Source organism: Leptospira jelokensis, from assembly GCF_004769635.1.
GTDB classification, from domain to species: Bacteria; Spirochaetota; Leptospiria; order Leptospirales; family Leptospiraceae; genus Leptospira_A; species Leptospira_A jelokensis.
In genome coordinates this window covers 124433-143543 of record NZ_RQGH01000023.1, presented here as the reverse complement: position 1 = coordinate 143543, position 19111 = coordinate 124433, and the positions used below count along the sequence as shown (strand labels likewise).

The following is a 19111-nucleotide window of genomic DNA, read 5'->3' as shown; positions in this document are numbered from 1 at the left end:
TTTATTTGTTCTCTATAGGAAAATATAACATCACAAAAGAACTTCACTTAGGTAAGAGGAGTTCTGTATACATAGGATCTGACGAAAAATCGAATCCAATTGTTGTGAAATTATTAAACCGAGACTATCCGGACAACCATGAAATCACAAGATTTAAAAACGAATATGAAATATTAAAATCATTAGATTCTGCATATACATTAAAACCAATCAGTTTTGAATCTTATCAAAATACAGTCGCAATTGTTTTCCCATATGTAAATTATACCGATCTATCCAAACTCCAACTGAGTGGAAAAAATGGGAGTTTGCATAGTTTTTTAAATATCTCCATAGAAATTTGTAAGGCACTCGTAGACATCCATAAAGCAAAAATCGTTCACAACGATATCAAAGCACAAAATGTGATTTACCAACCAGAATCAGGAAAAATCAAAATTATTGATTTTGGATCAGCAACACTACTTACCCATCGAAGTTTTTATCTTCCATTAAATCAAAATTTAACTGGTACACTTGCACACATTTCACCGGAACAAACAGGTCGGATGAACCGAACTGTGGATTACCGAACCGACTTTTATTCGTTAGGTGTGACATTGTACCAACTCATAACAGGTGAGCTGCCATTTTTGTATACTGATAGTTTGGAAATGGTGCATGCACATCTAGCAAGGACTCCACTCCCGCCGAAAGAAAGGAGTTTTGCTCCTAAAATCATATCTGATTTGATTATGAAACTTTTGGAAAAAAATCCAGAAGATCGTTACCAAACAGCATCAGGATTATTGTCTGACCTAATCACAATCCAATCTATATTTTTAGAAAGTGGAAAAGATGAATTGGACTCGTTCCAGATGGAACTTGCTAAAAACGATAAATCCTCTCGTTTCCAAATTCCGAAAAAATTATATGGAAGGGAATCTCAGTTACAAACGTTTCAAGAAAAGTTTTTGAATTCCACAGAAGGAAAAATTGAAACGTTTTTAATTTCAGGACGATCTGGAATCGGGAAGTCTGCTCTCATCAATGAAATACAAAAACCTGTCACCATTGAAAGGGCTTATTTTACTTCAGGGAAATATGATTTATACAAAAAATCAATTCCTTACCGTGCAATTAACTTGGCACTCCAAAGTTTGGTAAAACAACTTTTAGCCGAAAATGAAACTGCGGTTACAATTTGGAAAAAAACATTAACGGATGCATTAGGTTCCAATGCAAAGTTGATTGTGGATGTGGTTCCGGAATTGTCTCAACTATTAGGTGATGTGACCCAACCTCCGGAACTTGACACCCAAGAAACTGAAAATCGATTTCATATTGTGTTCCGAAAGTTTTTACGAACAATTTGTACAAAAGAACATCCAGTGGTAATGTTTTTGGATGATTTGCAATGGGCAGATTCTTCCAGTATCCTACTCCTGAAGGAAGTGATCACTGACCCTGAAATTTCATATTTTTTTATCATCTTATCATACAGAGATAATGAAGTATACCCAACAGATCCATTTTTTAGACTATTAGAAGAGTTAAGGGAATCCAAAACCGCGATCACTGAAATTAAGTTAGAACCTCTCAGTGAAAAAGATATTTCGGTTTTGGTTTCTGAAACATTGTCATTATCTGAGACCGAAATAGCAAACATCGCCGAAATCATTTGGAAAAAAACCAAGGGAAACCCTTTTCACGTCAACGAGATGTTTAAAAATCTCTATGAAAGGTCCTATATTCGTTTTTCTGAAAATCGATGGGTTTGGGATAAAGAAAAAATCAATACCGTAAACATTTCAGAAAATGTGATCGATTTGATTGTTGATAAAATTAATTCTTTGCCTCCCAATCTAATTGAAACTTTAAAGTTAACTGCTTGTATCGGGAACTGGTTTCGGCATGATATTTATGCAACAATCGCAGAACGGCCGTTTCATTTGGCTTCGCTCGATTTGGTAGCTCTCGCGAACGAAGAATTTTTGATTCTTGGATTGGAAGATGCAAATTTCACTCATGATAAAATACGAGAGGCAATTTATAAAATCATCTCACCTGAAGAAAAATCCAAACTCCACTACAAAATTGGCAAAACATACTTATCCATACTTTATAAGTACAAACTTGATGACCATCTGTTTACCATAGTCAACCAACTTAACTTAGGTGCGTCCGAAATTAAAGTGGACCAAGAATTGGTGCAACTCCGGACATTAAATGAAAAGGCGGGCTTTAAAGCTTTAAACTCATCAGCATATGATGCCGCTTTTAGTTTTTTTGAACGGATGGTTCGGTATATGGAGGATTCCGAATGGGATTCTCAGTATGAAAACACGTTAAGACTCCATTTGGCACATGCAAGATCTGCCTATTTATCCAAAAATTTTGAAACTGCTGAAACAAGTTTTAACTACATTTTAAAACATGTAAGAACGGATTTAGATAAAATTTTGGTGTATGAGTTACAATCTTCGATGCTTGTCACTCAAAACAAAATGAAAGAAGTCCTTGTTACATTAAAACAGGCCTTGCGACTTTTAGGTGTTAGGTTGCCAAAAAATGCGACTACACTGTCTCCTTTACGTGAAATCTTCAAGTTTAAGTTAAAGTTAGGGCGTAGATCAATTCAGGAATTAGAGCATTTACCACTAGCAACTGACCCTAAGTATTTGGCCATCATGCGATTACTCAATGCATGCATTGCACCATCTTTTTTGGCAGAACCAAATTTATTTCCAGTGATCGTTTTAAAAATGGTCAATTATAGTTTGGTTTATGGTTTGTGTGAACTCAGTGCCTTTGGATTTTGTGCCATGGGAATCATCCAAGGATCTGGACTTGGGAATTATGAGTTAGGTTTGGATTTTGGATCGTTAGGTGTTAAATTAGTCGATGTTTTGAATGCGGCCACATTCAAATGTAGAACACTTTTTATGTATGCATGTATGATTTCCCCATGGAAAAACCACGCCAAAGAAGGTAAGCCGATCTTCTGGGATAGTTTTCTTGCAGGTATGGAAACGGGAGATTTACAATATGCTTCTTATTCTCTCAACAATATCCATTTTCAAGGATTGTTGTACAGGGAAAATTTAGATGATTTGTACAAGAGCCAACTTCGTTACGATGCATCCCTTTTGAGTTTACGCCAGCACCACGCCTACCAAGTGCATCGATTGAATATGCAAATGGTGGAAAATATGCGGAGTGAGTCTGCAAACCCGTTGAGTTTAGATGGAAGGTATTTTTCAGAATCAGAAATTGTAAAAGAATGGCAAGTCACGGGCAATGCGAATGCATTATTCGATTATTATTTGTGTACACTTCGTTTGGAATACTTTTTAGGTGATATTGAAAAAGCCTTTGAAGCTTCTATCAAACTGGATTCTTTGGAAGGTGCAATGTTTGGGATGATGTTTGTGCCTGAACATGTTTTTTTTGGGGCACTGGTTGTGTATGAATTATTAACCAATCAAATCCAACCAAAATCATATTCTAAAAAATTTTTGGAAAAACGATTAAAATCATTTGGAAATCGTTTGAAGGTATGGGCTAAAAGTTCGCCAGATAATTTTGGACATAAATATGAAATTATTTCTGCGATCCAACTTTATTTGAATCACCAGAAATCAGAAGCAGTTGTGACTTGTAAGGCGGCCATCACTTCTGCAAGAGAATCAAATTATATTTTGGAAGAAGCGATTGCAAATGAAATATTGGTTCGGATGTGGAAAGAAACTGGATTTGACCAATATAGTAACTTACACCTAGTGGAAGCACATTACCGTTATGGAAAGTATGGCTTTATCGCTAAAGTCAAACAATTAGAAGCAAAACATATTTCTCTCAAAAAATACATAGGTAGGAATTTTAGAACTGATTCCACAGATAACCTTTCTCTATTTAGCACAACAAAAGATATCTTCGGTGATGTAGGATCCACTCTTGATATCAATACTGTCATCAAGGCTTCCCAAACCATATCAGGAGAAATCCAACTCAATCGATTATTAGAAAAAATGATGAAAATCATTTTAGAAAATGCAGGGGCAGAAAGAGGGTATTTTATACTCAATTTGGAATCGAAATGGCAGGTGATCGCGGAATCCAATTTAGAAACAGAGTCTGTTTCTGTTTATTCGGAATCTCCGTTTGAATTGGATTTTAATCAACCAGTTGCATCAATCAACCAAGGGAAAATTCCTTCACAAATCATCAGTTATGTGGTAAGGACTGGTGTTGTTGTGATCTGTGGAGATGCAGCAAAAGAAGGTGAATTTAAAAACGATCCATATGTAAAATCATTTTGCCCTAAGTCGTTATTGTGTTATCCAATATTTAGCCATGGCACGGTGGTAGGGATTGTGTATTTGGAAAACAATTTGACGACGGATGCATTTACACCAGGTAGAGTCGAAATTCTCAAAATATTATCCTCACAAATTGCTGTTTCCATCGAAAACTCGTTACTCTATAGCAATTTGGAACAAAAAGTGGATGAACGAACCAAAGAATTAAATTCAGCACTTACTGAAGTGAAAGGGCTAAAAGAACAACAGGACGGTGATTATTTTTTAGCATCACTTCTCATAGAGCCTCTCACACAAAATCATGCAAATTCATCCAACATGAATATCCAATTCCTTACGGAACAAAAAAAGAAGTTCACCTATAAACATTGGAATTCCGAAATTGGTGGAGATTTATGTGTATCATCTTCCATTCAATTACAAAATAAAAAATACATAGTCGTACTCAATGGTGATGCTATGGGTAAGTCCATGCAAGGAGCAAGTGGTGCTCTTGTGATTGGTTCTGTATTTGAAGCCATCATCAAACGGAATGGCCAATCCGAAGAAATGAGAGATATCACACCAGAAAAATGGGTGAGCAATGCTTATTCTGAATTGCATAATACATTGGTTACCTTTGATGGCTCGATGCTTATATCGATGTTCCTATGTTTGATTGATGATGAAACGGGATTTTTTTACTTTTTAAATGCTGAACATCCAAGACCAGTCATCTACCGAGAAGGGAAAACATTTTTTCTCCCACATAACTATGTTTGTGCGAAACTAGGACTACTTGCTTCCAAAAAAAATCTACAAATCAATACATTCCAAATGGAAAAAGGTGATGTCCTTTTGATTGGATCTGATGGGCGAGATGATATTTTGATTGGATCCGAAGAAGAGATGGAAGTGAATGAAGATGATGAATTGTTTTTAAAAACATCCTTAGAAGGAATGGGTGATTTAAATTTAATTCGAGATGCAATCAAAAAACATGGAGACCTCATCGATGATTTATCCCTAATCCGTGTGGAATACACCGGAATTGGTTCAGAGATCATCATTCCAAAATCCCATCCAAAACACATCGTGTATTTAAGGGCATTAACCTTATACAAACAAAAACAATGGGTTGAGGTTGAAAAAATGATTTCCTCCCATTTTTCTGATATCACCGCCGCACCCTTGTCCTTTCAAAAAATCTATTTGTATACGGAACACAGAGTCAAAGCCTTCCCTCTTCAATTTGCAGTTTCTTATGTACAAAAAAATCCTTCGGATAGTTTGACACTATTTTATATTGCAGAAGCTTTGTTTGCGAATGGTGACTACAGTGCAGCCTTTGATTATTCGGAACGAGTAAAGCTACGGAGACCTTACCACAAGGAAAACAACCGATTATTTGCTCGACTCACAGAACTTCGGCGTAAATAAATTCAGATATGATATCAGTCGGGAACGACATCGTCGAAAATGAACGAATTCGAGATTTATTACAAAAACATGGCGACAGGTTTTTGAAACGAGTTTTCACCGATGACGAAGTGGAATACTGCCATAAACACAAAGACCCCGTTCCATTTTTAGCCGGTCGATTCGCTTGCAAAGAGGCAGTCATCAAAGCACTGAATTTGGAACCCGGGGAAGTTGCTGACATGCGCGAGATTGAACTTGCGGGCACCAATTTCGGGAAAAAAACGCTAGTCATCCATGGGAAAACTGAGAAGTTTTTCCGAGAGAAAGGATTTAAAGGTAGTTCAGTGTCCATAAGCCATGCGGACCACTATTCTACTGCTGTGGTCGTATTCTATAAGGAGCTCCAATGATCGTAAGTGATAAAATGAAGTCAGTTTTGGTCCATTACAACCAAGGCCTTACGTTGTACAAATCGCGTAAATTTGTAGAAGCAAAAGAAGAATTCAAAAAAGCATTGGCAATCCATCCAGAAGACGGCCCGTCCAAACTTTACATTGAACGTTGTGATGATTACATCGCAGATCCCCCTCCAGAAGACTGGGACGGGGTGTACAACATGAAAACGAAATAGGGACTATGTCAAAAAAAGAAATGCAACCAACCATCACAGAACATGGTGTAATCGCCACCATCCTTGGAAAAGAGACTGCCTTTAGTGGAACCTTAGCGTTTAAAAAACCACTCCAAATCTCTGGAGATTTCACTGGTGAAATTATATCAGATGGATATTTGGTCATCAGTGAAGGGGCAAGGGTCAAAGCAAACATCAAAGCGGGAACCGTAGTTGTTGGTGGAACCATCATTGGTAATGTCACGGCAACCCAAAGATTAGAAATGTTATCCACAGGCAAAGTCCAAGGCAACATTCGTACTGCAAAATTACAAATCGCAGATGGTGTTATTTTTGATGGTAACTGCGAAATGCTAAGTAGCGACGAGACTTAGTTTGTGGCAATTCCATCCCTATAGCGTACTTTTACTTTTAGCATTTAGCTTCAATCTTGGATTGGGGCTATTTGTCATCAAATCCTTCCGACTCAACCTAGTTAAATATTTATTGATTTTAGTTTTGGGATCCATGGTTTGGACCGGATTCTATGCTATCGATTTTCTTTATATTAGCACAAGCCTTCATCGAACATTCATTAGTTTTTTATACATTGGTGTTGCGTTTGCCAATATGGGCATGGTGCTTGTATCCATTGAATTCACAAACAATCGGCATTTGTTAACAAAACGATTTTGGGTTTTGTTATCAGTCCAACCACTTTTAACTTTGGCTGTTTGTGTTTTGGATCCAATTTTCAAAACCTTAACCCTCGACACTTATTTAATCAATGTGGAAGGTAGAATCCAATGGATCCAAGAAACCAATATTGGTGGTTTCATTGTATCGTATTTCATTTCTTTTTTTTGGTCAATCTTTGTAGCGATTTTGTTAATACGAGGAATCATCAAATCAAATCAAACAGAAAGAAATCGGTATTTACTTATATTAATTTCTTATCTATTCATTTGGGTGACAGCCATTTTACACAAAATAGGAATTAGGCCACTACCTGGGATAAACATAACGGCTGTTATGAGCACAATCCAGGTGATTCTAATTTTTTTTGCAATTGGATATTACCGAATGTTCGATTTGGTTCCTCTTGTGAGAGGTGAAATTGTAGACGAATTGGACGAAGCGGTCGTAATCTTAGATTTTAATCATAGGGTTGTAGATTGGAATAGTACCGCAGAAAATCTATTTTCGATTAAAACTAAAAATGTAACCTTGTTGCCTCATACTAATTTTTTCCAACATGCACCAGAGTTGGTAACAAAATTAGATCTTTTATCTGAAAAACGGACCATTTCGAAATGGATTTGGGAAAAAAATCATAAATATTGGGAAGTTACCGCAAAACAAGTGCGAGATGCCAATCGTAAAAAAATTGGAATGGTTTTAGTATTTCGAGATAATACAGAACAGCGAAATTTAGAGAAACAGATGGCAAATGTGAACCGCGAACTTCTATTGGCCAATGCAACGAAAGATCGATTTTTATCCATCATTTCCCATGATTTACGTGGTCCCCTCGCTGGGATCAAAATGTTACTCAAAGTATTAAATGAAGATATGAAAAAAAAGGAAGATGCATTGGCTGGTATGACACAATCCCTAGTTGATGCAACAGAATCTGTTTTTTCATTATTGGAAAACTTATTAGAATGGTCAAAACTACAAAGAGGCCAAGAAGAATTTCGTCCCAATTACTGCCGGTTAGACGCCATTGTTTTGGAATGTGTGGAATTGTTTTCCTTAAGTGCAAATAACAAAGGAATCCGATTTGAATTAAATATTCCGAATCATGCGATGGTGTATTGCGATGACCGGATGATCATCACAGTCATGAGGAATTTAATTTCAAACGCTCTCAAATTTAGCCATCAAAATAGCAAAATTGAAATCCAGGCAATTGACACAGGGTTACATTGGTTAATTTCTGTAAAAGATTTTGGTGTTGGGATGTCTAAATCAACAATGAATAAACTATTCAAAGCTGGAGAAGTGATTAAGTCAGTGGGAACGCTTGGTGAAACTGGGAACGGGATAGGGTTACTAATGTGTTCTGAATTTGTCACAGTAAATGGCGGTACGTTAACGGGTGATAGTGATGGTGTGAATGGTTCGTTATTTCAATTTAGTCTGCCCAAAAAACAAAAAGAGGAAGTATTTGTATGAGCCAAATCATTTTAGTCACTGGAGCCACTGATGGAATCGGAAGAGTCTGTGTCCAGTCCTTTGCTAAGTCAAAACACGAGTTGATTTTAGTGGGAAGGAATAGGGATAAACTTTCAGCATTGGTTTCTAGTTTGCAAGTCCAAGGAGTGAAAGTGCATTCCTATGTTGCAGATCTTTCACTTGTTAAGGATACGTTTGCCCTTGCCGAAACGATTCGGAACCAACATCCAAAAATTGATGTTCTCTTGAATAATGCTGGCGCCTATTTTGATAAACGGACAGTCACAAACGAAGGTTTGGAATCAACATTTGCATTAAACCATTTAAATTATTTTATTTTGGCACTTGGCCTATTGCCTACCTTAAAGGCGGCAGAACAAGGTCGTATCATCAATGTTGCCTCCAGAGCACACGAAGGAGTGGAATTGGATTTCAATGACCTTTTAGCGGAGAAACAATACTCCGGTTGGAAACAATACCAAAGGTCCAAATTGATGAATTTATATTTTAGTTATGAATTAGCAGAGAGACTAAACCAAACAAAGATTACAGTCAATTGTTTACACCCTGGTTTTGTAAAAACGAAGTTTGGTCAGAACAACGAGGGTTTAGCCAAGATTATTTTAACCTTCGCGCAGAACATTTTTGCCATTTCAGAAGATAAGGGTGCTGAAACATCAATCTTCCTTGCAACAGATCCAAATCTTTCTTCTACTTCAGGAAAGTATTTTGTAAAAAAGAAAGAATCAAAAAGTTCCCCTGTTTCTTATGATAAAACAGCAAGAAGGAATTTATGGACTTACACGGAAGACCTTCTCAAACATAAGTTTTCATTAAAGTTTCCAGGTGCTTGATATGGGCTATATCCATCAAAAAAACCCTTCAATCATCCCTGTTCCTGGAAACAAAACAATAGAAGAACATTTTGGTTTGGCCTCAACCAATACAAAAGAAGTTTCGATTGCCCATATGGTAGCACCACCAGGTTGGGGAGAGCCCTTTCAAACACCTAACTTTGATGAGTGGACGCTGATGGTCCGTGGTAAAAAACAAATTGAAGTGGATGGAGAAATATTAGTCCTTTCCGCAGGAGAATCGATTTTAATCCAAAAAGGTTCAAGGGTAAGGTATTCCAATCCTTTCAAAGAAGACGCCGAGTATTGGTCTTTATGTAAACCAGCATTTACCATTGAATCGGTAAACCGAGAAGAAGAGTAACCTTAGGCCTTATGGGTTTAGACGAAAAACCAACTTTAGATTTAAGTTTCTTAAAAAAAGAAATGAAGAAAGTTGAGTTTGGTTCTGGATCACTTGTGATCGAGCAATATACGTTAGGTGATTCCTTCTATTATATAGAATCGGGTTGTGTCGAGGTTTGGAAATACTTAGATGAGTCCAAACAAGATGTATTGGTGATTGGCGATTTGCACGCAGGGGAGTACTTTGGAGAAATTTCGCTGATTGATTCTGCACCTCGAACGGTAAATATCACTACGAAAGAAAATTCCATCCTATACAAACTCACCAGGGAAGATTTCCATCGATTGGTCCAAACAAATCCAGATATGACGTTAACGGTTTTAAAATTGTTAACCGCAAGGATTCGTAATGCTGAGCAGAGGGAAAACCAAGTTTTAATTCAAAAAAACAAAGAGTTACGTTTGCAAAACGAAACCTTAGAAATGATGGTAAAAGAAAGGACAGCCAAACTCACTCAATCCTTAAAAATCATTCAAGAGGATTTGGAGACTGCCAAAACCATCCAACGGAATATTTTACCACTTGGTCTCAAACACATAGCTCATCTGGATTTTGCTTCTAAATTTGAACCTATGGCTGAAGTTGGTGGTGATATCTTTGATGTGATACGCCTTGAGAAATCAAAAATCCGTCTTTTTTTGGCTGATGCCATAGGCCACGGTGTCCAAGCAGCGCTGATCACTATGGCAATCAAAGCGGAATACGATCATATCAAACACATCGCACCCAATCCATCTGATGTTTTATACGCATTGAACCAAATTTTTATTGATCGTTATGGTAAAAAATCCAATCAATTTACTGCTGTGATTGTTGATTTGAAAATGGAAGAGAACTTACTTGTGTATTCTTCCGCTGGCCATAATGACCCGTATGTGTTGACAAATTCGCAAATTTTGCCTTTAGGTGAGTCCGGTTTGATGCTTGGGCTTGAAAAAGATGTCGAGTATCTTGATACAAGTTTGTCATTTGGTTTGGGAGATCGATTATTTATGATTTCCGATGGGTATTTGGAACAAGAAAATCAGGAAGGCTTTTTACTTGGTGAATCCAAATTGCTTTCCAGTTTTTTGTCTGCCAGGAGTTTGGGATTAAGTTTATCTGATACTGTAAATTACCTAATGGAAGAGTTTCATTCCTTTCGGGGGCAAACCCCAATGATGGATGATGTCACCATTTTGGGTATCGGCACATCGTTTGATTTAGGAGTTTAATTTGGGATTAATCATCGCTTATCTATTATTTCTTTTGAACTTAGTTTGGATCATACCAACTATGTATCCATTGTACATCTGGAAATTAGTCACCTCAGGATCTTGGAGAAGATTTGGTGACAAATTACTTGTGAAAGTGGGTGAAGTTTGGATTCAAAATAATTATAGGATTTCAAGATTTTTATATGGTGTTCAATTTGAAGTGTTTGGTGAAAATTTCCAGCAATTAAAGCCAAATGGAAGTTATATGATCATCAGTAACCACCAATCCTGGTCCGACATTTACATCATCCAATCAGTTTTGAATCGAAAAATCCCTCTGATTCGTTTTTTTATTAAGGATTCCTTGAAGTATGTTCCAATCCTTGGGCATGCATGGCTTGCTTTAGATTTCCCTTTTGTCAAACGAAGTAGTCGTGAACAATTGAAAAAAAATCCTGAGCTTGCGACCAAGGATTTGGAAAATGTCAAAAAAGTTTGTGAGAAGTTTAATGGAATGCCTTTTTCCATTCTAAATTTTTTGGAGGGGCACAGGCGCACTCCAGAGCGAATGAAAAAATTACTCAAAAAAAATCCTTACAAACATTTGCTTAGGCCACATAGTGGTGGGATATCAGTGGTTTCCACTTCGCTAAGAAATTCGCTTGATGCTTTTATTGATTTAACGATTGTTTATCCAACAGAAAATCCAAGTTTTTTAGATTTGATGTCTGGTAAAATTCGCAAACTCAAAGTATTTGTGGATGTGATTCCGAGGAATGAGGTTCCCATCGAGGAAAACGAACAATTTGCACCCATGTCTAAAAAAATGAAACGTTGGGTCGATGAAAGATGGGCTTTAAAAGATGCATTGATCGAAAAGGAGATAACCCCCAAATGAAACGACTAACGATTTTTATCCTAATTTCTTTAATTCTAGTTTCCTGTCGTACCTTTGAACCTCTAGCGTATGAACCACCCATCAAACCCGAACCTGTGGGTATTTATGAACCAAACACAGAATTACAAAAAGCGATCTTACTTGCCATTGGGAAAGTAAAAGGTCTCGAATCACTTGATGTTGACAGTGATGGGAATATTTATGGTGGAGACAAGGATGGACGAATCATCCGCATCACACTTAAGGGTGAAATCAAAGCCATAGCCAAAACATCTGGCAGGCCACTAGGAGTTCAGTTCGATAAAGCTGGTAATCTCATCATCGCCGATGCGTACAAAGGCCTTCTATCTATGGACAAGTCTGGCAAAATCACAACCTTGGTATCCGAATATAAGGGAGTTCCTTTCCAATTCACAGATGATTTAGATATCGCCCAAGATGGGAAAATTTATTTTACTGATGCTTCTATTTATGAACAAAAAGAATACCTCTATGATTTATTAGAAGCAAGACCTTACGGTAGAGTGTTTGTGTTTGATCCTAAAACAAAAGAAACACAACTTTTGCTCGATCATTTGTATTTTGCCAATGGAATTGCACTTTCCAAAAATGAAGATTTCCTTTTGGTGAATGAAACCTATCGGTATCGTATCACAAAACTCTGGTTAAAAGGTCCGAAAAAAGGGACATCAGAGGTAGTAATTGAAAACTTACCTGGTTTCCCAGACAATATCACTCGCAATGAAAATGGAGACTTCTGGGTTGCCTTGTTCACTGTTAGAAATGACAGGATGGATAGTATGCACCCATCCCCCGTTGTGAAGAAGATGATTTACTTTATGCCAAAGTTTCTATGGCCTAAAGCACAGCCGTACGGTTACGCACTGAAAATGGATGGGAATGGAAAAGTTCTAATGACAGTGCAAGATCCAACAGGTGAGCATTTAAAAGATATCACGAGTGTCATTGAAAAGAGACGCCAACTCTACATTGGAAGTTTGTACAATGATCGAATTGGAATCTACGTAATACCTTAATTGAAAACGGATTAAGGGGTGCAAGGTAAGTCGTATTCGATGGCTCCAATCGATACGGCTCCATCTCCACCGGGCCTTGTTCCGATCCCATTAAAACTATCAGCCAAGATATTGTTAGTTGCTCTCGTAATTTGGCAAGAAGTGGCCGCTGTCGGGATGTACGAGGCCACAACTCCAAAGGGAGAAACTAAGTTGGGATTTAAGTTCAAATTTTCACCAAAGTTGGGAGCAAGACCTAATGGAGTGATACAACCTAAACTTCCAGGGACTCCTCCTGCGCAAATATCGGTGTAGTAAACCAAGGATTGGAATACTAAATTATTACAGTTATGAAAGACATTGGAGCGTATGGAACCTTGAGCCAATCCAACGTTGCGCAAACAAACGTTGTTTCCGGCATTTGTATTGAGAAGTAGGATATTGTTTTCGAAGAGCATTCCGGATCCAGAATCAATGTGGATCGCAGATTCATTTCCGACAACACTCGATACACCACTATTCACTGTATTGTGAAAGATCCGAAGGGGATTAAATGCTCCTGAGATAAAGATCCCTCTCGCATAGACACTACTGGAACCATTTTGGATTAGGTTGTTTGATACAAGGAGTGATAGTGGAGAAATTAGGTGGATGCCAGTGACTGATGTGGAAGCGAGGCCAGTTGCAGTACCCATCCTGATATAATTTCTTGAGATCGAAGATGTGGCATTTAATCCAGAGGCTTGGATGCCAATCAGCGAAGCGGTAACACTGGAGGAGATTGCACTTCCACCCGTGATCGCATTGTATTCAATGGTCGCTGTTCCACCACTTTGAATCAAAATTCCATAAGTAAAAGCCGTAAAGCCACTGGTGTTCTCGGTTCTGCCAATACTGATCGAATTCCCTCTTACGATGGTACCAGAAATCAAACGAATCCCAGCGCTTTCGGTTGTGGCATTAGAATTCCCGGTGATCACATTCCCGGAGACCAAGGAACCAATTTGGATCGTATTGGCTGCTTGGAAGCGAATCCCATACGATCGGTTTGCATTCCCTTGGACAAAAAGATTCCCCGCTAATACTCCAGTGGATGCAGTTCCTGCAACGTCAAACGTAATATTCCAATTGGTAGTTCCTACGGTTGGTAAATCGAAACCTCGGAATTCGTTCTGACGAATGTTTGAAACATTCATTCCCGAGGTCCCTGTATAATCAAAGGCTTTTGAAGAAGCATCCGATATCGAAGTATCCCCTGCTGTGATCACATTTCCAATGAGGATTGGAGAGACCATGACTGTGGAAGATAATGATACAGCAGAAGTGATGCAACCAGAATTCGTACAACCTCCGCCCGTGATTTGATTGAGAACTAAGTAAGGGCTGCTATTGATGGCAAGGACTCCATAGGAACGATCTATGCCAGTGCCTGCGACGATTTGATTGTCGATCAAGCGGACATTACTAGTTCCGTTCAAAAAGACGTTCGCCATATAAGGAGCAGAAACTCCATTTTGCAAACGAAATCCTGATACCACGGTAGGAGCCGTAACCGTAACATCTGCTGCGATAGAAGTACATGGATTAGTAACTGTTGAGCCAGCGCAGTAGGCTGGTGCTGTATCCATTAAAATTGTGGAATCCTTATCTTGTGGCCTCCACTCGGTAAATCCAGGTTCATAACTGCCGAAAATTGACACACCAGATTCCAATTGGATGAGACCTCCAGCGTAAGCGGGGTCATAAGAACCTTGTGCCACAAGGACTGCACAGTCTCCGCTAGGGCATCCTCCAAAACTATTGATCCCTTCTTGGATATTTCGTTTTGGTGTTAAAGCCGTTAAACCATCATTCCAATCATCCCCTCCGACATCTGCCACATAGCGGATATTTGATGGGATGAGGTAAAGTAAAGTGGTGGTTGTCGAAAGTGGAACAGCTCCTAAATTGGTGAGACAATTGAGAGTTAGGCTTCTATGCCCGGATTGCCAACTATCGGTTGGCGCAGGGGTCACAACCAAAGTATCATTGGTAAAATTGGTAGTGGCAAGTGCAAATTGTACGGGTAAGGCAAGGGAGGTACTCGCTAAGGTCCCTGTCGAACCCACACAGCTACTAGCGTTCACCTCCGCAGTAAAGACCAATCGTAAAGATTCGGTGGGTAATAGAATCCCCCCATTCCGAGGAGTCGAATCTTGTAAGATGACAGTAAAACAATTCGCTTGGATGGAAACGGTTCCCGCAATTGTGCCGGAAGTGGAACTCAATACACATTGGTGGTCTAAAGGCGCCGAAACAATTTGAACATTGTATGTACTCGAAGGAGCTAAATTGGTAGGGAAACGATGTAACCCATCCGATGAGATGACAAGTGTTTCGCTTCCATTATTGCTAAGTGTCAAACTTCCAGATGCAATCCCTATGGCTGTGATTTCAATAGGGAATGCAGTCGATGTACAATTGATCGCGATCGTTGTCACATTGTTGGCAGGGAAAGTATTGGACCCATTGGTAATGATACAGTTTTGCACAGGGTGGTTTGGTTGTGTGGCAACAGTGACGTTATATGGAGTGCCCGCTTCGTAGGTTTGTGTAAAAGCAAATGTTCCAGAAGCGACTGCCACTGGTAAAGTGGATCCATCATAAGAGTTTGTGAGAGTGAATCCAATTCCATCAAGTCCTATGATAGTTCCACCTAACGTATAACGAAGCGGGTCACAGTTGACAATGATCGTATTGATATTTCCATACCCAACAACTCCAGTGCCACCGCTCACCGAACATGTCTGATTTGGCAAAATGGGTTGGGTTTGGATGGCCAAATTAAAATCCTGGCCTGTGGTAAAGGGTGTGCTAAATTGGAAAGTCCCATCGGCATTGACTGTGATGGTTTCCCTTCCCGAATTCAGATTGAGGACTAAACCCGAACCGAGTAGTCCAGACACTCGCACAGAGATTTGGAAGGGTCCAGTGTTCAAAAGGCTTCGCAATTGTAAAAAATCGGAAACCGATTGCATGAAACTTTTGGAAATTTTGGGAATGCATGCCTCTGTGAGTAAAATGATAAAGAATGTTGCGATTCTAATATATTTTGCTAACATAGGGAGAACTCTCTACTTATGATAACAAGGGAAGGGGGACTTTCTTGTCAGTTTCTTTCCAATGAATCGGAGAAAATCAGAAAAAACACATGGAATTTAGCTTTTCTTACTACATTGGCCTTGCCGGGATCATGGTATTTACCATCTCAGGAGCAACAGCCGCCCTCGAACACAAGGAACACCACCACGATGTATTTAGTGTCTTTTTTACGGGGTTCATCACAGCCATCGGTGGGGGTACACTCCGGGACATCACTCTTGGCAATTACCCCGTTTCTTGGGTAAAAGATGAAAACATTTTATGGGCTATCTTTGTGGGTTTTTTACTCGTGATTTTATTGCCTAAGGTTGTTACAAAACTACGGAACGAACTCTTCTTATTTGATACTTTGGGGATTGGAATTTATACCGTACTTGGCACAAGGATCGCACTTGACCATGGAGTGAATGCATTTGCATCCGCATTACTTGGTATGATCTCAGCGATTTTTGGTGGAGTCATCCGAGATACACTTATGAATGAAGTGCCATTTATCTTTCGGAAAGAGATATACGCTACTGCGTGTTTGGCGGGATCTGTTTTGTATCTGGTTTTAAATGAATGGGAATGCCAAGCGAATTTAAATTTAATTGTATCAGCGAGTCTTGTTGTCTGCATCCGATTGGTCGCAGTTCGATTCAACTTAGGATTACCAAAACTTAAAATCTTCTAAAATCTTGTACAAATTTGTGGCGAATTTAGTGAAAAACCGAATGATTTTTTCAGTACTTGTCACAAAATTTCTTCCCCCATCTTTTTCCTGTTAAACGCTTGCAATTCTTAAATCATGGCATTGGATGGTGCCTTGAGAGGAACCATCCAATAAAATTGATTAGGGATTTCCCCTCAGATGAATCAATGAGGTTTTATGGCGAGTCCAAAAGCAGTTGCATTAGAATTCAAACGGGAACTTGGTCTTCACACCAATATCGAAGACATCAACCATCCCATTGTGGAGAATGCGCCATTTCACTTTAAATTTTTTCAAATCACGGATGAAGTTGAAAATACATTATTCCAAATCTTAGATCGATTTTTATTGCAATTGGATTTAATCATTGTTAGAGATTCAGTTCTCGCTGCAATGAAAGAGACGGTAACCAATGCAATAAAGGCAAATGCAAAACGAGTATTTTTTAAAAACAATGCAACTGATATCGCAAATGAAAAAGAATACGAATCGATCATCAATGAATTTAAATCTACCTATCTTGCCAACCGTGATGAGATAGAAGAGTCCTTACAAAAAAATAATTACGGAGTCTTTGTTTCTTTCATACATAATAGAAGTTTGATGCGAATTCGTATCATGAATAATGTGCAACTCACTGAGATCGAAGCGGATCGAATCAAAGAAAGGATTTCAAAAGCAAAAACGTATAATGATTTGGCAGATGCCTTTATGGACATGTCGAATGAACAAGAAGGTGCAGGTTTAGGCCTTATCATGACTCTCATGATGTTACGAAATGACGGTTTAGGGGATTCTGCGTTTAAATTTGAATCGGGTGAAAACAAAACCGTTTTTATGATCGATATACCCGCAAAAGTTTCAAAAGAAAACATCCAATTAGAAAAAATTGATCATATTGTTTCTCAAATAGACCACCTACCTACATTCCCTAAATCTATTAAAGATATCCAAGACGCCATCGACAAACCAAACTCCAGTATTGGTACCATTGCCGAAATGATCAAACGTGATATCGCCCTATCTGCCAACATATTAAAACTTTCCAATTCGGCTGCCTTCCGAAGGGGAGGAAAGGTAGAAAGTTTGGACCGTGCAATCCAACTCATTGGTTTAAAAGAACTCCAAACATTATTATACAGTCTTGCTACAAAGCAAATGTTAGAAGATAAATTCCCTGCATTTACCGCAATTTGGGAAAAGTCCAACGAATCGGCTTTTTATTGTAAATCAATTGGACAAAGAATGGGTATGAATAAGTCAGACCTAAGCAATTTGATCGCTGCTTCTTTGTTACATGATATTGGTGAAATTCTGTTATTGTCTTTTGATAAAGATCATATGAATAAAATTAAAACCTTTTCTACTACAAGAGAAATTGCTTCTACCATCAGTATGGAAGAGTCTGCGATAGGTATCACGCATTCAAAGTTAGGTGCTATGGTTGGAGAAAAATGGGGATTCCCAATCCTTTATACAAAAGCAATGGAATACCATCACAGGCCATTACTTGTTGACGAAGTTTATACTGATATCATCTACCCGATTTACTTAAGTGATATGATGATCGCCATCAATTCAAAAGAAGCAAAATCATCCGAGATTCCATCGGAAGTATTGAAGGTTTGTAAATTCCAATCGAAATCGGAGTTTGATTCCTTCCGAACGAAAATCAAAGAACAATTTTCTTCTTATTAGTTTCGTTTGTATTTTTCATAACGTTTTTGGAATTCAAAGTACCTTGGAAGTGATACGGCTTGCACATAGGACTGGTTGGGGTTGTGTTTGATAAAGTCCTGATGGTATCCTTCCGCTTGGTAAAACTTAGCAATTGGTTTGATTTCAGTAACAATGGGAGCATCCCAAATTTTTTTGGACTCAATTTCTATTTTGATTCGTTTCGCAATTTGGAATTCTTCCTCTGTTTGGTAAAACAAGATGGAGCGATACGAAGAACCAACATCCGGACCTTGCCGGTCTATGGTTGTTGGATCATGTGATAAAAAGAAAACCCTACACAGTTCTTCATAATTGATTTTGGTGGGATCATACACCACAAGTACAGATTCCGCATGGCCCGTTGTCTCTGTGTTCACAGAATCATAGGTTGGATTTTCTGTATGCCCACCTGCATAACCAGAAACCACATCAAGTACACCTGGAATGGATTCAAAAATATGTTCCGAACACCAAAAACAACCCTCTGCAAACACTGCCATTTTTTGACCTGATTTGGGAACGAGGGGGATTTGTTTTGTTTCCGCATTCCCTTTGGCACCAAATCCACAATTCCCAAATAGAGAAACATAAAACAAAATGAAGGCAAAGAGGAATTGGGTTTTGGTTTGTTTGGTGGATTTTCGCGTCATCATATTCCTTAGATAAAACTGATCTAAGGATTGGATGTTTTTTCTTTCTG

14 protein-coding genes are annotated in these 19111 nt (G+C 38.5%); 12 read left to right on the top strand and 2 right to left on the bottom strand.

Annotation, left to right across the window (positions count from 1 at the left end; all coding sequences use genetic code 11):
* The first annotated feature begins 5 nt into the window (after positions 1-5).
* Genes EHQ62_RS09100 through EHQ62_RS09055 form a run of 10 tightly spaced genes read left to right on the top strand, consistent with a single transcriptional unit; the run spans position 6 to position 12881 of the window.
* Complete coding sequence (locus tag EHQ62_RS09100) at positions 6-5720, top strand: protein kinase domain-containing protein (protein ID WP_135642073.1); 5715 nt, start codon at positions 6-8, stop codon at positions 5718-5720.
* A gap of 8 nt (positions 5721-5728) precedes the next feature.
* On the top strand, positions 5729-6112 hold the full coding sequence (acpS, locus tag EHQ62_RS09095; RefSeq protein WP_015677722.1) for a holo-ACP synthase: 384 nt from the start codon (positions 5729-5731) through the stop codon (positions 6110-6112).
* Entirely contained in the window at positions 6112-6333 is a 222-nt protein-coding gene (locus EHQ62_RS09090) for a tetratricopeptide repeat protein (protein ID WP_208720654.1), read from the top strand. The genes acpS and EHQ62_RS09090 overlap by 1 nt, the downstream gene beginning before the upstream one ends.
* A gap of 5 nt (positions 6334-6338) precedes the next feature.
* Positions 6339-6707: a bactofilin family protein gene (locus EHQ62_RS09085; RefSeq protein ID WP_015677744.1), complete on the top strand. Its 369-nt coding sequence runs from the start codon at positions 6339-6341 to the stop codon at positions 6705-6707.
* Between the two features lies 1 nt (position 6708).
* Positions 6709-8490 (top strand): sensor histidine kinase, encoded by a 1782-nt coding sequence (locus EHQ62_RS09080; RefSeq protein WP_135642069.1) that lies wholly within the window; start codon positions 6709-6711, stop codon positions 8488-8490.
* Positions 8487-9344, top strand: a complete 858-nt coding sequence (locus EHQ62_RS09075; RefSeq protein ID WP_135642067.1) for an SDR family NAD(P)-dependent oxidoreductase — start codon at positions 8487-8489, stop codon at positions 9342-9344. Before EHQ62_RS09080 ends, EHQ62_RS09075 begins: the two co-directional genes overlap by 4 nt.
* Position 9345: 1 nt before the next feature.
* Positions 9346-9708, top strand: a complete 363-nt coding sequence (locus EHQ62_RS09070) for a cupin domain-containing protein (RefSeq protein ID WP_135642065.1) — start codon at positions 9346-9348, stop codon at positions 9706-9708.
* 11 nt (positions 9709-9719) lie between these two features.
* A complete protein-coding gene (locus EHQ62_RS09065; RefSeq protein ID WP_135642063.1) occupies positions 9720-10964 on the top strand; it encodes a PP2C family protein-serine/threonine phosphatase in 1245 nt (414 codons plus the stop codon).
* A 1-nt stretch (position 10965) separates the two neighbouring features.
* A complete protein-coding gene (locus EHQ62_RS09060) occupies positions 10966-11844 on the top strand; it encodes an acetyltransferase (RefSeq protein WP_135642061.1) in 879 nt (292 codons plus the stop codon).
* Positions 11841-12881 (top strand): SMP-30/gluconolactonase/LRE family protein, encoded by a 1041-nt coding sequence (locus tag EHQ62_RS09055; protein WP_135642059.1) that lies wholly within the window; start codon positions 11841-11843, stop codon positions 12879-12881. The genes EHQ62_RS09060 and EHQ62_RS09055 overlap by 4 nt, the downstream gene beginning before the upstream one ends.
* An 11-nt stretch (positions 12882-12892) precedes the next feature.
* Here the strand turns inward: EHQ62_RS09055 and EHQ62_RS09050 are convergent, their stop codons facing one another.
* Positions 12893-15961 carry a hypothetical protein gene (locus tag EHQ62_RS09050; RefSeq protein ID WP_135642057.1) on the bottom strand — a complete coding sequence of 1023 codons (3069 nt, stop codon included), beginning with the start codon at positions 15959-15961 and terminating at the stop codon, positions 12893-12895.
* Positions 15962-16050: 89 nt separating this feature from the next.
* Between EHQ62_RS09050 and EHQ62_RS09045 the strand changes: the two genes are divergently transcribed.
* Positions 16051-16674 (top strand): trimeric intracellular cation channel family protein, encoded by a 624-nt coding sequence (locus EHQ62_RS09045; protein ID WP_135642055.1) that lies wholly within the window; start codon positions 16051-16053, stop codon positions 16672-16674.
* Positions 16675-16869: 195 nt separating this feature from the next.
* Positions 16870-18390 (top strand): HDOD domain-containing protein, encoded by a 1521-nt coding sequence (locus EHQ62_RS09040; RefSeq protein ID WP_135642053.1) that lies wholly within the window; start codon positions 16870-16872, stop codon positions 18388-18390.
* Here the strand turns inward: EHQ62_RS09040 and msrA are convergent.
* Entirely contained in the window at positions 18387-19064 is a 678-nt protein-coding gene (gene msrA / locus EHQ62_RS09035; protein WP_244241711.1) for a peptide-methionine (S)-S-oxide reductase MsrA, read from the bottom strand. The two genes, EHQ62_RS09040 and msrA, sit on opposite strands and share 4 nt — an antisense overlap.
* Positions 19065-19111 lie beyond the last annotated feature (47 nt).

Coding starts and splice junctions, on each gene's coding strand:
- msrA (WP_244241711.1), bottom strand. CDS start 19,064: ATGATGACGCGAAAATCCACCAAACAAACCAAAACCCAATTCCTCTTT.
- EHQ62_RS09050 (WP_135642057.1), bottom strand. CDS start 15,961: ATGTTAGCAAAATATATTAGAATCGCAACATTCTTTATCATTTTACTC.
- EHQ62_RS09040 (WP_135642053.1), top strand. CDS start 16,870: ATGGCGAGTCCAAAAGCAGTTGCATTAGAATTCAAACGGGAACTTGGT.
- acpS (WP_015677722.1), top strand. CDS start 5,729: ATGATATCAGTCGGGAACGACATCGTCGAAAATGAACGAATTCGAGAT.
- EHQ62_RS09075 (WP_135642067.1), top strand. CDS start 8,487: ATGAGCCAAATCATTTTAGTCACTGGAGCCACTGATGGAATCGGAAGA.
- EHQ62_RS09085 (WP_015677744.1), top strand. CDS start 6,339: ATGTCAAAAAAAGAAATGCAACCAACCATCACAGAACATGGTGTAATC.
- EHQ62_RS09065 (WP_135642063.1), top strand. CDS start 9,720: ATGGGTTTAGACGAAAAACCAACTTTAGATTTAAGTTTCTTAAAAAAA.
- EHQ62_RS09070 (WP_135642065.1), top strand. CDS start 9,346: ATGGGCTATATCCATCAAAAAAACCCTTCAATCATCCCTGTTCCTGGA.
- EHQ62_RS09045 (WP_135642055.1), top strand. CDS start 16,051: ATGGAATTTAGCTTTTCTTACTACATTGGCCTTGCCGGGATCATGGTA.
- EHQ62_RS09055 (WP_135642059.1), top strand. CDS start 11,841: ATGAAACGACTAACGATTTTTATCCTAATTTCTTTAATTCTAGTTTCC.